General features: G+C 60.4%; 8 protein-coding genes and 10 pseudogenes. 12 read left to right on the forward strand and 6 right to left on the reverse strand.

Annotation, left to right across the window (positions count from 1 at the left end; all coding sequences use genetic code 11):
• Nucleotides 1–103: 103 nt before the first annotated feature.
• Nucleotides 104–428: pseudogene (locus tag NKI29_RS32420) on the forward strand (transposase); the annotation flags it as partial.
• Nucleotides 429–908: 480 nt separating this feature from the next.
• Nucleotides 909–1,796: a TauD/TfdA dioxygenase family protein gene (locus NKI29_RS32425; RefSeq protein WP_352798583.1), complete on the forward strand. Its 888-nt coding sequence runs from the start codon at nt 909–911 to the stop codon at nt 1,794–1,796.
• A gap of 258 nt (nt 1,797–2,054) precedes the next feature.
• On the opposite strand, the pseudogene NKI29_RS32430 reads toward NKI29_RS32425, so the two are convergent.
• Nucleotides 2,055–2,432 (reverse strand): annotated as a pseudogene (locus NKI29_RS32430) (recombinase family protein); the annotation flags it as partial.
• Nucleotides 2,433–2,980: 548 nt separating this feature from the next.
• Nucleotides 2,981–3,118 (reverse strand): annotated as a pseudogene (locus NKI29_RS33575) (IS5/IS1182 family transposase); the annotation flags it as partial.
• Between the two features lie 51 nt (nt 3,119–3,169).
• On the opposite strand from NKI29_RS33575, the gene tnpA reads away from it, so the two are divergent.
• The 5 genes and pseudogenes from tnpA to NKI29_RS32455 form a co-directional block, all read left to right on the forward strand.
• Entirely contained in the window at nt 3,170–3,586 is a 417-nt protein-coding gene (gene tnpA / locus NKI29_RS32435) for an IS66-like element accessory protein TnpA (RefSeq protein ID WP_352798574.1), read from the forward strand.
• Between the two features lie 23 nt (nt 3,587–3,609).
• Nucleotides 3,610–3,929 (forward strand): annotated as a pseudogene (gene tnpB / locus NKI29_RS32440) (IS66 family insertion sequence element accessory protein TnpB).
• 46 nt (nt 3,930–3,975) lie between these two features.
• Nucleotides 3,976–5,439 (forward strand): annotated as a pseudogene (tnpC, locus tag NKI29_RS32445) (IS66 family transposase); the annotation flags it as partial.
• A 266-nt stretch (nt 5,440–5,705) separates the two neighbouring features.
• Nucleotides 5,706–5,891, forward strand: coding sequence for a hypothetical protein (locus NKI29_RS32450; protein WP_352798575.1), 186 nt, complete (start codon nt 5,706–5,708; stop codon nt 5,889–5,891).
• A pseudogene (locus NKI29_RS32455) lies at nt 5,878–6,741 on the forward strand (recombinase family protein); the annotation flags it as partial. The gene NKI29_RS32450 and the pseudogene NKI29_RS32455, both read left to right, overlap by 14 nt.
• Before the next feature lie 287 nt (nt 6,742–7,028).
• Here NKI29_RS32455 and NKI29_RS32460 read toward each other — a convergent pair.
• Nucleotides 7,029–7,768: pseudogene (locus tag NKI29_RS32460) on the reverse strand (IS3 family transposase); the annotation flags it as partial.
• Nucleotides 7,769–8,074: 306 nt separating this feature from the next.
• Between NKI29_RS32460 and NKI29_RS32465 the strand changes: the two are divergent.
• From NKI29_RS32465 to NKI29_RS32475, 3 genes and pseudogenes are all read left to right on the forward strand, one after another.
• A pseudogene (locus tag NKI29_RS32465) lies at nt 8,075–9,155 on the forward strand (IS5 family transposase).
• Nucleotides 9,156–9,459: 304 nt separating this feature from the next.
• A complete protein-coding gene (locus NKI29_RS32470; protein ID WP_352798577.1) occupies nt 9,460–10,455 on the forward strand; it encodes a succinylglutamate desuccinylase/aspartoacylase family protein in 996 nt (331 codons plus the stop codon).
• 590 nt (nt 10,456–11,045) lie between these two features.
• Nucleotides 11,046–11,192: a hypothetical protein gene (locus NKI29_RS32475; protein ID WP_352798579.1), complete on the forward strand. Its 147-nt coding sequence runs from the start codon at nt 11,046–11,048 to the stop codon at nt 11,190–11,192.
• A 262-nt stretch (nt 11,193–11,454) separates the two neighbouring features.
• Here NKI29_RS32475 and NKI29_RS32480 read toward each other — a convergent pair whose 3' ends face one another.
• From NKI29_RS32480 to NKI29_RS32490, 3 genes are all read right to left on the reverse strand, one after another.
• On the reverse strand, nt 11,455–12,552 hold the full coding sequence (locus NKI29_RS32480) for a phosphotransferase (protein ID WP_352798580.1): 1,098 nt from the start codon (nt 12,550–12,552) through the stop codon (nt 11,455–11,457).
• A 13-nt stretch (nt 12,553–12,565) separates the two neighbouring features.
• Nucleotides 12,566–13,894, reverse strand: a complete 1,329-nt coding sequence (locus tag NKI29_RS32485; protein WP_352798581.1) for an aspartate aminotransferase family protein — start codon at nt 13,892–13,894, stop codon at nt 12,566–12,568.
• 403 nt (nt 13,895–14,297) lie between these two features.
• Nucleotides 14,298–14,453 (reverse strand): hypothetical protein, encoded by a 156-nt coding sequence (locus tag NKI29_RS32490; protein ID WP_352798582.1) that lies wholly within the window; start codon nt 14,451–14,453, stop codon nt 14,298–14,300.
• A 284-nt stretch (nt 14,454–14,737) separates the two neighbouring features.
• Between NKI29_RS32490 and NKI29_RS32495 the strand changes: the two are divergent.
• Nucleotides 14,738–15,113 (forward strand): annotated as a pseudogene (locus NKI29_RS32495) (fumarate hydratase); the annotation flags it as partial.
• Between the two features lie 65 nt (nt 15,114–15,178).
• Nucleotides 15,179–15,480, forward strand: a pseudogene (locus NKI29_RS32500) (IS21 family transposase); the annotation flags it as partial.
• Nucleotides 15,481–15,710: the final 230 nt, after the last annotated feature.

Consider the following 15,710-nt stretch of genomic DNA (forward strand, 5'->3'; position numbering starts at 1 on the left):
CCCTGGCAATGTCCGCATGTTTTACCGGTTACTGCCGAAATAGCGGCGCGGCCGCGCGGGTTCAACGTGCTCGATCTCGCCACGCATCCCTGCCGCATCTCCAGTGGTCGAATGGCAGAACCGGCTCGATGCGGTCTATCCGCTCGTCTTCTTCGACGCGATCCGGGTCAAGATTAGGGACGAGCAGGCTTCGTCGCAATAAGGCCATCTACATCGCGCTCGGTATCCTGCCCGACGGCCCCAAGAAGATCCTCGGTCCGGATCGAGCAGACCGAGGGCGCCAAGTTCTGGCTGCGCGGCATGAACGAGCTGAAGAACCGGGGCGCCGACGACATCCTGATCGCCGTCGTCGACGCCTCAAGGGCTTTCCCGAGGCGATCGGCGCCGTCTTTCCTCACATGACGGTCCAGACCTGCATCGTGCACCTGAAAGACGTGCTTTGGCGATCCAGACCGATTGTGCTAATCTTCTCCATAGCGGCTCTCCCTCATGTGACTTTCGACAGCCACTTTGGCACATCAGGATGCCGGGAGCGGAGGCCGTCCACCACATCAGGTCAGCCCCGACCTCGATCTTGGAGATCGTGTCGATACTGAGACCGGCTCGCTCGGCCAGTTGCTCTTGACGGCCGGTACAGCGTTGCGCGTTTCAAGTTCGTGGGGCGAAATGAGAAACTGACCCTAACGAAACTTAGAACTGACATCCTATCCCACAGTTCGCTCATCGCGGTGACTGAGACCGTCGGGCCCTGCGAGATCCCACTAATATGCAGTTCGTAACGGACGTCGCGCTGACCTCGTTTCGGGCGAGATCAGCCCACCAGGAGTGGTAGGTGCGGTTCGCAATAATACATGAAACACTACCAGTTGCGCATAGCAAACAAAACTGCAGCATCGGAGAATGCCACCATGAGTGAAATGGACTTGATCGATAATGTCATTCCACCTAGGGATGTAATCAAATGCACAGCGCGCATCGGTGCTGAAATCAGGAATGTCAAGCTTTCGGCCGATTTGCCGGACCGGACCATCGCTGCCATAAACGGCTTGGTGCTTGAGCACAAGGTCATCTTCTTCCGCGACCAGGGTCATCTCGACGACGCTGGGCACGAGCGTTTTGCTCTGCGATTCGGGAAGCCCTCGCCGTATCCGGAGGGAACGACGCCGATTTACGACATTGATACCGCACGTGGAGATACCGGGGCTTACGTTTGGCATATCGATTGGTCCTGCATGGACGCTTATCCCAAGATCGCGGTGCTGCGAGGCGTTGTGATCCCGCTAGTCGGCGGTGACACCGTCTGGTCAAACACCGCGGCCGCATATCTCGACTTACCGTTGCCGCTGCAACGGCTTGCCAACGAACTCTGGGCTGTTCACAGCTACCCCGGATCTTATCTCAGGTCTTCTACCGAGCCCCATACTGGACCCATGATCGAGACAGAGCATCCAGTCGTACGCGTCCACCCCGAGACCGGGGAGCGCACGCTTGTGCTCGGCGTTTATGTAACGCGTTTCGTTGGCATATCCAAATATGACGGCCAAAGGCTACTCGATCTCTTTGAGTCTCATGTCACCGCGCAGGAAAACACGGTACGCTGGAAGTGGAAGCAGGGTGATATCGCTATCTGGGACAATCGAGCAACGATGCATTGTGCAACCAAGGATTGTGGCGACCAACGCCGCGTCGTTCGTCGCGCAACCATCGAGGGCGAGGTGCCCGTCAGTGTCGACGGCCGGTACAGTGTTGCGCGATCTAAATTTATCCAGCCGGCGCCCTCGGCAAAGGTCGTTTAGACCGTACTTTTAGGTGAAAGTGCCCCCCGGCAAGCTGAATTCGGGGGCGGCTCTGATGTCGAAATGGATTATCTCACCGGATGCTCGCGCTCGTACCGCCGGACCGGTTCGGCTTGATATCGCTCAGCCGCGACAGTCACAACCGCTTGAGAACCGGCTGACGGTGGCAGGAGACGCCGACCTCATGGGCGATGCCGCAGCGCCACGACGCGCTCGTCCGTCGACGCAGCAGTCGGCGGGCCGCGAGGAACGTTCGGCCATGCCGGCCCGCGCTTCGGCCTTGGCGTCAATCGGCACGCTGATGCGCAGTTCGCCGCGGCGCGCCTTGGCGCGCGCGGCATCGAGCATGCGCGCCCTGAGCACGCCGAGTTCGAACTCGCTGATGGAGCCCTTCATGCCGGGCAGGAGTCGATCGCTAGGCCGGCAGGGATCGTAGACGCCATCCAGGTCGATGAACCTCAACCAGGCCGCAGAGCTCCAACAGGTGGTGCCCCGGCTTCGAGCGACGTCGACGGGCTCGTACTGGCGCCGCTGGCTCTCGGGGTTGCTCTCGACCTGAGCCTGAGTGGACTGTCGAACATAAACGACCGCCTTGCGCTTCAAAACCACGGCCGGCAGGAGATCAGCGCTCATCATCGTCACGCCCCTTGGCTGCGACGCCGGCGGCCTCCAACAGCAGGCGGGTCAACCGGGCGACTGCTATCCGGCGGTCCGAGATGCTGATCCTCTGGAGCTTTCCGGAGTCGAACGGAATAGCGAGTTGGCGCGGCCGGGTGGTGGCGGCAATGTTGGCAGGCTTCGCATCTTGCTCCTCCTGGACGATGTTCGAATTGCCCAGAGAGCTTGGTCTGAATGGACACGCGCGGCGCGCCGAACGTCATTCCGACGCAGATGGCCGGATCCAGCATCCACGCGGCCACGATGATGACCACGCCAGGCGCCGCTTCAACGTGAACGACCTCGCCGCCGGCGCGCCGCTCCGTGTATGTGCGGGGTGGTGCGCGCCTTCCTGCGCTATTTGCATCTGAAGGGCTTCATTTCGGTGGCCTTGGCCGATTGTGTGCCGTCGATTATCTGTTCGGATTGATTGTGTTGAAGAAGTCGGTGATTAAGCCGGGCGTTCTTTTCGCCGCAACGAGTTGCGATTGGGTCGAGGCGGCCTCCTTGCCCTCTGGGATTGGTGTCCGGGTAGTGCAGATCTTGGCCAATTTCCTGAGGTTTTGGGCGATGGCTGCGAGGTGGAACTCATCGCGGGCACCGCAGGGACCGCGCAATCGCAGTCTGTCGAGCTTCAGGATGCGCTTGAGGTGCGCGGTAAGCATCCGGCGTGGGCCGCCTTGCGGGGGCGTGCGAATGATCTGATTACAGGTCGTATGGATAGCAATACGACCAGGAATGATTTCAAGCTCCTCGAGATCGTGGACACCGGCCGACGCCGCCGGTTCAGCATGGATGCAAAGCGGCGGATCGTCGAGGAAAGCTTCGCTTCCGGCGATAGCGTTTCGGCTATCGCGCGGCGCCACGGGCTCTTGCCTGCGCAATTGTTCGCCTGGCGGCGGGCGGCGCGCGAAGGTCAGTACGGCATCTGGCGCGGCACCGGCGCTGCAGCCGAGTTTGTCGAAGCACAGGTTGTGCCGGAGCTCCGGCATCCGGACCGGCATCGTGCTGTCGGCCATGGCAACAGTCAGATGGAGGTCGTGAGCGCGAACGGCCGGCGTGTTGTTGTCGATTGCGATGTAGACGTGGACACGCTGCTGCGGATTATTCGGGCTCTGGAGACGCTGCGGTGATCCCGGTCCCGACCGGCGTGCGGGTGTGGCTGGCGACCGGGCACACAGACATGAGAAGGGGCTTTCCCTCCCTGTCATTTCAGGTTCAGGAGGTGCTCAAGCATGACCCGCTGAGCGGTCACCTGTTTGCTTCCGCGGACGCAGGGGCGATCTTTTGAAGGTGATCTGGCATGACGGCCAGGGCGCCTGCCTGTTCACAAAACGGCTGGAACGCGGCCGCTTCCTGTGGCCGTCGCTCGCCGATGGAACAGTGGCGATCTCCTCGGCTCAACTTGGTTATCTACTCTGCGGAATTGACTGGCGAAACCCGCAGGAAACATGGCGCCCAACAAGCGTCGGATGACCATTTTGTCTTTGGATTTGTTGGCAAATCATGATTCAGTTGCGTTATGAGAACGGCTCCTGAATCGCTTCCATCGGACCTTGCCAGCGCCCATGCGATGATCCTCGCCGAGCGCGCCGCCCGTGTGGAAGCCGAGGCAGTCGCGGTGCGCGCTCGGGCGCTCAATTCCAGAACGGATGCGCTGATCGCGCATCTCAAGCTCGAGATCGAAAAGCTCAAACGCGAGCTCTACGGCACCCGCTCGGAACGCAAGGCGCGGCTGCTGGAGCAGATGGAACTGCAGCTGGAAGATCTCGAGGCGTCTGCCACCGCAGACGAGCTGGCCGCCGAGCAGGCTGCGGCAAAGACGAGAGACGTCAAGTCGTTCCAGCGCCAGCGGCCGTCGCGCAAGCCATTCCCGGAACATCTGCCGCGCGAGCGCGTCGTCATCGCCGCACCCGAAAGCTGCCCGTGCTGTGGTTCGGGCAGGCTGTCGAAGCTCGGCGAGGACATCACCGAGACGCTGGAAGTGATCCCGCGCCAGTGGAAAGTGATCCAGACGGTGCGCGAGAAGTTCTCGTGCCGGGAATGCGAGAAGATCACACAGCCGCCGGCGCCCTTCCATGTGACGCCGCGTGGCTTTGCCGGCCCCAACCTTCTGGCGATGATCCTGTTCGAGAAATTCGGACAGCATCAGCCCTTGAACCGCCAGAGCGAACGCTATGCCCGCGAGGGCATCGATCTTAGCGCATCGACGCTGGCCGATCAGGTCGGCGCGTGCACAACCGCGCTGTGGCCAATCCATGCTCTGATCGAGAACCATCTCCTTGCCGCCGAGCGTCTGCACGGCGACGACACCACGGTGCCGATCCTGGCCAAGGGCAAGACGACGACCGGCCGTGTCTGGGTTTATGTCCGCGACGACCGGCCGTTCGGCGGGACCGCGCCGCCGGCAGCAGCCTGCTATGCATCGCGGGATCGACGGCACGAACATCCCGAGCGCCATCTTCAGCACTATAGCGGCATCCTGCAGGCGGACGCCTATAGCGGTTACAACACGCTTTATGTTCCGTCGCGGCTGCAAGGTGCAATCACGTCCGCATTGTGCTGGGCGCATTCGAGACGGCAGTTCTTCGAGCTGGCTGACATCGCGGCCAATGCGCGGCGAGGGAATAAGGCGCCGGCGATCTCGCCCATTGCATTCGAGGCGGTCAAGCGGATTGACGTGCTGTTCGACATCGAGCGCGCCATCAACGGCCAGAGCGCCGCGCAGCGGCTGGCGGTCCGAAAGGAAAAAAGCGTACCGCTGGTGACAGAGCTGGAGACCTGGCTGCGTGATGAGCGGACCAAGCTGTCGCGCTCATCCTCGGTCGCCAGGCCCATCGACTACATGCTCAAACGCTGGGACCGCTTTGCCGCCTTCCTCGACGATGGCCGGATCTGCCTCACCAACAATGCGGCCGAGCGCGCGCTGCGCGGCTTCGCAATCTCGGGGTCATTCTGCCCATGTTGGGCAGGAGGTCGAAGTGCATTACCGCTGGCATCCGTATTTCGGAGGTCGGCTTCGCTGCGAGAACAGCGAAGAGCGTGCCAGCGGCCGGATTATTCATCTCGTCGTCGCGCCCGGGCATGTCATTACCGCTCCGGCCTGGATGATAGATCCGGTGGCGGGCGCAGCAATGGATCTGGGATCCCCGCGCGTATCGCTTGCTGCACTGCTTGAACTGAACAAGATCTTGATCCAGCGCCGTTTCCGGCGAGGCTCTCCAGATGGTTTCATCATCGTGGAGACGCAACATGAGGACCTTGCCGCCACCGACACGATCTCTCGTGATCGTTCGCCAGCTCAGCATGCCGCTCGACTCGCACAAGCTGGTCGGACTGAGCACAGCGCAACGAACGATCGTGATAGCCCGGCTCGCCAATGTGCTGATGGCCGCCGCCGGCATCGTGACGGAGGAGAGCCGCGATGACGAGCAGTAATCTGATTCCGGCCACCATCCTCAAGCGCAAGGCCGTCGTCTATGTACGTCAGTCCACGCAGGCGCAAGTGCAGCTCAATCTCGAGAGCCAGCGTCGGCAATATGAGCTGGTCGACGTCGCGCGGCGTTGGGGATTCCGCAAGGTCGAGGTGATCGACGAGGACTTGGGCCGCACCGCAAGCGGAGCTGTGGAACGTCCTGGTTTCGAGCGCCTGGTCGACGATCTGTGCACCGGTCATGTGGGCGCTGTGCTTTGCCTGGAGGCGTCCCGCCTGTCTCGCAACGGACCGGACTGGCATCGGCTGCTCGAGTTGTGCGGCGAAGTCGATGCACGGGTGATCGATCTGGACGGAGTCTACGATCCGGGGCTGCCGAACGATCGCCTGCTGCTCGGCATGAAGGGGAGCATCAGCGAGTTCGAACTCGGGGTGCTGCGTGCTCGCATGTACGAAGCTGCCCGCGCCAAGGCACAGCGCGGCGAACTGCGCATCTCTGTGCCCTTCGGCTATGTCTGGCACCGGGATTACGGTCTCGGGTCCGATCCCGACATACGCCTGCAGGAGACCATTCGCCTGATATTCGCGCGTTTCCGCGAACTCGGCAGTGCGCGCCAGGTCCTGATCTCGATGATCGACGATGGCGTGCATTTCCCCAGACCTTCCGACGGAAAGAAGATGGTGTCCTTCGCCTGGGTTCCGGTCCGCTACCGCAACGCGATCTCCGTCCTGAAGAACCCGTTCTACGCCGGCGCCTATGTCTATGGTAAGAGCGAGAAGCGCACTGAGATCGTGGATGGCCGCGTCCGCAAGAGCTATGGTCATTACAAGCCGGCCAGCGAGTGGGCGGTGGTGCCGGCATCGCTCGCCGAGCGCCGCTATGCCGCCTGCGACCCGGAGAACCGGCTTATTGCGGCCCAGCTCTAGACCCTCAGGCTCGCCGCCGAGGCGGGCGAGATCGAAGGCGTTCATCCTCTACCGGACGGTCCGTGGATCTTCAGCCGATCAACGCTTGGCGAACCGGCGGCTCAGCGCGTCGTTCATCGCGCGCGGCAAAACCCAAAATACCCCACGGGATCGCATCCCGATCAGCAAAACCTATTCACTTCAACGACATAGACAGATGGGTGTTATGAAACAGGATTGTAGTCGTCTGCCCATTCGGCGATGGTTGTTCGGGCATGGTCGAGGCGAAGAACAGGGTTTCGTTCAGCAACTCGTCCCGCATCCGCCCGTTGAAGCTTTCGCAAAAGCCGTTCTGCATCGGCTTGCCCGGCGCGATGAAGTGCCATTCCACCTGATGATCCTTCGACCAGGCGAGGATCACGTTCGAGGTGAACTCGGTGCCGTGGTCGGAGACGATCATGCCCGGCTTGCCGCGCCGGGCGATCAGTTCCGTCAGTTCACGCGCCACCCGGCGGCCGGAGATCGAGGTGTCCGGGATCGCAGCCAGGCATTCGCGCGTCACGTCGTCGACGATGTTGAGGACGCGGAAGCGCCGGCCGCAGGCGAACTGATCATGGACGAAATCCAGCGACCAGCGCGCGTTCGGTTTCGCCTGAACCAGGATCGGTGCCCGCGTTCTACCGCTCGGCGCCTGGAGCGTCGCTTGCGCACGGCCAGTCCTTCTTCGCGGTATAGCCGGTAGATGCGGTTGATACCCGATGCCTCGCCTTCGCGCCAGAATGAACAGCCGCCGATAGCCGAAGCGCCGGCGCTCGTTGGCCAGGTCGCGTAGCCGGCCGCGCAGTGCCGCCTCTGGCGCTCGGCGAGACTGGTAGCGGATCATCTTACGATCGGCGTCGACGAAGGAACAGGCCCGACGCTCCGACAGGCCCATCGTGGCCTGCAGATGCGCGACGGCTTCGCGCTTGGCGGCGGGCCTGCGTCCCATGCAAAGCGCTAGCCGTCCCATCCCTACACCGAAACGATGATCGCAAAAGCGCGGTCAGCCACAGCGGCCAATTCTTCGTGCCAAAGTGGCGTCGTTGATCATCACTTGAACGGAGGCGTCCAAGTTGGAAGTTAGAACTTACCATAATTGGGTTGGATCTTCCGAAGAAGCGTGACGTGCCTGTCGCAGCGCACTGGTGAACGTCGAGCACCGGTAGTTGGATACCTCGAAAAACCTGGCAATCGAGACCGCATTTTGATTCACTTCGCCTGGTGATTTGCCCGGAGGCGTTGGATGCGGGGCCAGGCTGGATTCTGGGACATTGACGAGCGTTATGTCCGGCTGAGCGCGGCCGGCGATCCACTGGAGAAGCTGAACGCGGTGGTGCCTTGGGAGGTTTTCCGGAAACCGCTGGCCAAGGCGCTGAAGCGCTCCGATGGCGCCAAAGGCGGCCGGCCGCCCTTTGATGCGGTGATGACGTTCAAGGTCCTGGTTCTGCAGGCGCTCTACAGTCTCTCGGACGATCAGACCGAGTTTCAGATCCAAGACCGGCTTTCCTTCATGCGTTTCCTCGGGTTGGGGCTCGGCGACAAGGTGCCCGACGCCAAGACGATCTGGTTGTTTAGGGAGCACCTCACGCAGGCCCGGGCGGTGGACAACCTGTTCGCCCGTTTTGACAAGCACCTCACCAAGGCCGGTTATCTGGCGATGGGTGGCCAGATCGTGGGATGCCACGATCGTGGCGGCGCCGAAGCAACGCAATTCCGGTGCTGAAAAGGCTGACATCAAGGCAGGAAAGGTGCCGGACGAGTGGCAGAAGAAACCAGCCAAGCTGCGCCAGAAGGACCGGGACGCGCGCTGGACCGTGAAGTTCTCGAAGGCCAAGGCCGATGAGGAGGGAAAGACGAAGCAGCGCGATATCGCCGTTCCCGCCTTCGGCTACAAAAACCATGCCTCGATCGATCGTCGCCACGGCTTCATCCGCGGCTGGAACGTCACCGGCGCCTCGGCTTGGGACGGGGCGCAGCTTCGCAACGTGCTGGACAAGAACAACACCGGCTCGACGGTATGGGCCGACACCGCCTATCGCTCGAAGAAGAATGAGGCGTGGCTGGACAAGAACGGCTACGTCTCCGACATTCATCACAAGAAGCCGAAAGGCCGGCCGATGAGCGAGGCGATGGCACGGGCCAATGGCCGGCGCTCAAAGATCCGCGCATTCGTCGAGCACGTCTTCGCGCAGCAGAAATCCCGCATGGGCCTGTTTGTCCGCACGATCGGCATCGCTCGCGCTTGCACCAAGATCGGCATGGCCAACCTCGCCTACAATCTCACCCGCTTCGTCTGGCACCAAGGGCGAACTGCGTTCGCCTGACGGCGAGAGCGGCGGAAAACGCCGCCGCGATGCCGAAATCGGCAACCAGCATCAGCCCCAACGACCGAAATCCAGCCCCCGCCGCGCGTCAGGCTGTTCGCAACCTCATTGTCGCACCACCCACTCTGGAAATGCCGGTAGTTCGAGGTGTCCAGTTGCACCAAGTCAGGCGGCGGCCATCTAACAGCGCGATGGCACCGCTCGGAAGACTATATTGGCAAATTGAAGACAGCCAGCATACTCATAGAACGGAGAAACGCAAACCCGGCGCCTGGTCGCCTGAATACTCGCAATAAGAGGAACAATGAGCGAAGCACCACATCTTACGTTTGATCTCGACGCGCCTGGCGTAAGCACGGGGCACCTTGTTGTCCCTAAAGGTGCGGACTGCGAAGCTCTTTCGCTCCCCGTCTTCAGTTGCAATAGAGGGGAGGGACCGAGCTTACTTATCACTGGCGGAAACCATGGTAATGAACTGCAGGGGCCGATTGTTGCTCGGCGGCTTGTTGAATGGCTCCCCGAAGCGCAGAAGTGCGGAAGGATTATCATCATACCTGAGATCAATCCGCTTGCCGTGCAAGCTTGGACCCGCAATACCCCAATTGATGGAAAGAATCTCAACCGAGTGTTTCCGGGCCGGCCGGATGGCTCGGTAAGCGAACGGATCGCAGACGCGATTTCACGTCGATTGTTGCCTATGGTGGACAACATACTTGATCTGCACAGTTTCGGACCGAAATGGGATTGTGCACCGTCGATCATCACACATCCTATTGCTGATGTCGATCTGATGACGAAGACGCTTCACATTTCGGAGGCATTCAAATTGCCGGTGACGTTGCTCTGGGAGTACAACGACACGGCTGGAATGTTCGATACTTGGGTACATAGCCAAGGCAAGATATTCATTTGCACTGAATTTGGCGGCAGCGCCGCGCACGCCGAAGCTCTCACGATCTATGAAACTGGGGTGCGCAATGGCCTCATTGCACTAGGACTGGTCGAGGGCAAAGCCGAGTATCCAACGTTCCGTCAGGAGAAGTCCGGTCAAACGCTCGAAACAAATCCCTCCGACCGGTTGAAATCTCCTGCACCGGGGATCTTCGAACCGCGTTGCTCGGTGGTGGATGAAGTGAAGCAGGGAAATATCATAGGCATCCTGCATCCGATGGATTCACTGTCCGCTGCGTCCATCGATATTCGCGCGCCAGCCACGTCCATCGTCTTCGCCATCCGATCAGCAGGGTATGTCCAAGGCAACGAAGAAGTGGCGATTCTCGCGCGACCCTTAACGCTCTGAGGATCGGATGTTGGTCGACCGCCCGGAGATCAAGAGGAAAAACGATGACATGGCGGGCAGTGTCATGCGCAGTAGACATCACTTTAGGAATCATGTGGATCCGCCGTCAACGTTCTATGTAGCACAGCGGGACGTCGACGGTGTTCGCCAGCGGACCTGCCTGGTAAATACAGTGAAAGGGTCAAGCGAACTGAAGTGCAGGTAGAAAGACATGCTCCTAACGACGGGCGACGGGCCATTCATCTATAACGATCAGGGCCATTTTAGATCCGGAGTAACCCAGAATGTGGTTAACGGGGCCGCCTACTGCCGGACTTCAAGACGATCGCCGACTGCCGCGACTTGGCCGGCGATCCTCGCGGCCTGCGCCCATTTTGTCGTGCTTGCCGACAGCTCAGTCCGTGCACCCGGGCTTGTCATCGGCCAAACCCAGGTAGCCGAGCGCGTTGAACAGGTCGAGGCCACCCCCAATCTTCTCCCTGAGGTCCACCGTCTGGCCTCGGCGACATCATCGTCCTGCCGGTCGCACGGTCGAGCGTCGCCAGATATCGAGCGATGGTCTGCGGCGGCAGATTCAGTCCCTCAAGGAGATGAGCAAGGACGTCCAAGCCACGCCTGATAAACAGGTCTTCCTCATCGATCCCAATGCCCGGTCGATGGCGGCGACCAGCGGCAAGGGCACCGGCGATGTTGCGCACGAGGCCAGTGACCGGGCACAACTGGTCTCGATGGGATAAAAGGCGCGGGGATGCTATCGGGTGCAGAGAGACCACGATGCTGGCACGACCGCAGCTACTAACGCGATGAGGTACTGGCCTGCGAAGGCGGCGGAGCCTGCATCGCAAGACACCGACATCCGGCCACACCAGGTACGGCCTCTTCATCGTGGCCGACTTCATCAAACACCCACGACGCTGGGAAGGACCGCTACACATGCCCGGCGGGCAAGCACCAAGGGAAAGGTGCGCTCGGACCGGACAATAGATTATTATCTCAATCTCACGGCCTATTCGTCCTGCGCAAACCATGATTACCGGCTCGGTAGCGGAATCGCGCGATCACATCATCCAGTGGTACGCCCAACGCCCGCTCTAGGTTCGCCCAGTAATACTCGGCGCTAGCGAGTAGCTCCTGGCTCTGGTCAGGTGTGCGCTCCACCTTCCAATACCTGATCAACGCAAGCATCGTGAGCCGCGCAAGAGCCGCAACTGGCAAAAGTGTAAGTTCTGACTCGTTTATCGGCCGGCTCTGCTCGTACCCGGCCACAAAGGCAAAGGCATCCTGCCAAGGGTGATCCTGAGCGCGGCCGATCAGGTGCGCGACCGTATTGGCGGGGTCAAAGATCACTCCGCTATGGACCGCGTCACCAAAGTCAAGGATGGCCTTCACGAAGACACCGCTGTGAGGGTCCACCACAACATTGTTTGGAGCGTAGTCACCGTGGATCAGTTGCATTTCAAGACTAGACAGTCTCGGCAGCACGACTTCTTCGAAGAGCTTGAAGACCCGTTGAGCCAGCAGTCGGTGCTTAGGGTCTTGCGCGTACTCAACAAGTCCCGCCCAATGGAGAAAGTGCCTAATGTCGTAAACTAAGCTGCGCGCAGCAGCTGGATGCCCAAACGATCGCAGCGCAATGTTTACTTGCCCGAGCATGTGTCCCGCCTTGGTCAACTGCTCAACGTTGGCGTCCATCTGCTCCCATAGCAGGCCTTCGACAAAGCAGAAGACGCTGAGTGTTCGACAAGCACCATCCCCCACGTCGATTGGAACGCTATCCCTTCGGTCAAGGGTAGGCTTGACCCGCTGGATCGGCAAGGCGTGAGCGACGTCATCGAGATAACGCATCGCCGCAATCTGCAACGCCGTAACTAGTTCAGGCTCGTCAGACGGTGACACCTTTACGAGGTATTCATTCGCACTGGTTTTAAGCCTGAACGTATGGCCTTTTTCACTCCCCATTCGCTCAACGTGTCCACTGAGCCCATACTGCCTCTCAAGCATGTTTTTCAATAGCGAGGGGTCGATAGATTGGCTGGATGAGAGAAGGCTGCTCTCCTCCAGGAGCCGTTGCAACACCGCGTCGGGTGATTTGTTCATGTATTAGAACCTTTTAAAGCCGCTGTTTCGCTACGATGGCAAAGGCGTCAACGAATCGAGACACATCTGCAGCCGTGAAAGCGACTGGAGGGCGAACTTTCAACACGTTGCCGGCGGGGCCAGTCCGGCTGATCAGAACTCGACGATCGCGGAGATCCTTGATGATGCTTTCACAACGAATGGGATCGGGCTCGAGCGTCCTTTTATCCTTGACGATCTCGACACCCAGGTACAGGCCGCTGCCTCGGATCTCGCCAACGTAAGGGGATTCCCGGGTGAGGGTCTCAAGTCCTGCGCGTAAGGTCGCACCGATAAAGACAACGCGCTCACGCACATTTTCCCGCTCGAACACATCGAGCACTGCAGACGCAGCAGCTACAGAGATCGATCTGCCACCCAATGTATTGAAGTAGCTGACCTTCTGTCCGAACTCGTCGGATACCTCGGGGCGGAAGACGACGCCGGCGATGGGGAACCCATTGCCCATCGCCTTGCCGATCGTGACGATGTCCGGAAGCACGTCGTGTCGACTGAACCCCCACATCGAGTCGCCGAGCTGAGCGAATCCCGATTGAACTTCGTCCGCGACGTAGAGGCCGCCGGCGGTGTGAACCTCGTCAACGATTGCCTTCATGAAGCCAATAGGGTGAGTGAAGATCCCATCGGAGGTGAACGCCGAATCGGCGATCAACGCCGCCAGCCGGTACCCATGCCGCTCGAGATCACGAATCGCGGAAAGTACCTGATCGCGCATGTAATCGTCGAGAGAACATCCAGGCTCGACGAGTCGGGGGTCAGGAGCGGCAATGAGGCGGACGTTCGGTCCGAGCGCGGATCCTGCGCCCAGCATTGGGGAAAAACTCGCCACCTCGCGAGTGCGACCGTGAAACGCCCAGCGGGTCGCGATGATTCCTTCGCCGCCCGTGTGAAATCTCGCGACCCGAATCGCGAGGTCGTTCGCTTCGGATCCGGTGCAGGGCAAGCTTAGCTTCGACAGCGCCGCCGGAAAGGTCGCAAGTAGCCGCTCTGCGTAGTCAACGAGTAGCTTCTGCGGGAAGCGCGTATCCGTATTGATTGCGGCCATCTGGCGCCAAATGGCGTCCACAACATGCTTGTGCGCATGGCCGACGCCCTGAACGTTGTTATACGCGTCCAGATAGTCATTGCCGTCGCGGTCGACGAGGTGCGAGCCAAAGCTCGAGACAAACTCCACCGGAATCGTCTCGGAAAATTGGTATCCAGGACCGAGCACCGTATCACGGCGTCGGATGATGTCCTGGAGTCGTTCTGGCAGATGATTGACACCAATCGCGTCGATCCGCTTGGGGTTGCGCGAGCTCATCTCAGCGAGAGAGCAACCGATCGAAGAAAACCCGAGTTTTCGTCGTGTCCGCTGCTACCTGGTGGATCAGAGCAACGCTTCGCATAAGAGTGGCAGGTTCAGCCTCGACGCGAGGTGTTTCAATCGTTACATCACCTGCTGCGAAAAAGCATGCGTTCATTTGGAGTATCCTATCGGTTACAATCAGTGCCATATCTTTGATCGTCAGTAGGCAGCAGGCGACCGCGGGCGTCCAATTCAGTTTGCAGATTGGTGTCTTCTCGCTACGAGATTACGGCATGCGAGGCGGTGCTTGAGCCGGGAGCGGTGTCAAGCACGGCGCGGGTCGGCGCAAGCGCCGGCGTCATCCACCAGCGCGCTGCGCATTCTAACCGATGCGGCCGCTCTCGATGGCGTCGACGGTTCATGCAGAAGACGCGGCGATGATAGCCTCAGTGATCTGCAGGATCCGTGGGGAAGCGCAGCGGTGTTCAGGACGATGCGCTGCCCAGGATAGGTTCCCGCGAGGATGTTTGTGAACTTCATCGATCACCAGCACCTGCCCGCCGATCACTTCCATGACCCACTGCCGCGGCCGCTGTGCCGCGACATCTCCCTATGCACCTGACGGCTACCACGCCAAAATCATTTCGCGCCAGTCCTCTGACCTCGGTTCGTAGTGTTCGCGAAGACGGAGTCGGACGGCTTGTGCAAGTTCCGGGTCAGCCTCGGGATTTTTCGCTATGATCCTCTCTCAGGACCTGTCGACCGTTCTCCGGATCGAACCTACGTACCGATTCAAGCGCTGCGTAAACGTGACGCCCACTAATCTTACTCAATCAGAAAGTCGCGGATGCGGGGGGACTCTCCAGACGGAGCAATACCCGCGACAACACGCCGGCAAGGTCATCACATCGACCTCGTGCCCGGGAACGGAATCCAGATTACCATCGCAGCAAAAGGGGGCGGGTCCGAAAACAAGGCGCGTTTCACCACCCTGAAACCCAATGCATGCGTGGCCGACTGGGTAGTCGACACCGTTTCGACGCTGGGCAGCGGATGGTGTCCGCCCGGCCTGATCTCGGTCGGCATCGGTGGCAGCGCTGAAAAGGCGATGCTGCTTGCCAAGGCGGCCATGAACGAGCCGATCGACCCGTCGGAACTGATCGCCAGGGGGCCGTTGAGCGCGGAGGAGGCACTGCGGATCGAACTTTATGAAAGAATTAATGCTCTAGGTGTGTCGCTTCGAGACGGCGCCTGGTCATCAGATGCAGATCGACTTCGGCGACACGCGGGTATGGATCGGCAGCGACGAAGGGGAAAGACGAACGCGGAGTCGGGCTCCGTCAAGAAGAACGCGATCGCCGGCCGCCGGTTCGGAGAGCTGGGCGGCATTCGAGGCGCATCTGGATCGGTGGACGCGCGAGGTTGCCGACCGGCGTGAACACGGCACCACCGGCGTTGCGCCCGTGGAACGTTTTGCCGCTGAAGCTCGAGCGCTCCGCCCGCTTTCCGGCAGGGCGCCGTTCGGGCAACTGCGGGACCTGATCCGCAAGGTCCAGGCCGACTGTGCGATCGATCTGGATACGAACAGGCTACCGTCTCCGCGAAAAGCGTCGGTCCCGCCTTCTGCAGAAGACCGGACCGACGCTTGAACCCAACGAAACAGCACACCAGCGAAGGACGGCAGTTCCTCACTTCGCCAAAGGGGTCAGATCCTCACTTCGCTTGACACGCGTGCTGCAGCTCATCGCGGTCTTCTTCCATCTTCATGCCTGTCGCAAGTTGGCCGACGGCAGGATCGTGGATGGCGTTGCCCTATCGCGAAGGGAAATCG

It is taken from the genome of Mesorhizobium sp. M0678 (genome assembly GCF_040320505.1).
Taxonomy (GTDB): domain Bacteria; phylum Pseudomonadota; class Alphaproteobacteria; order Rhizobiales; family Rhizobiaceae; genus Mesorhizobium.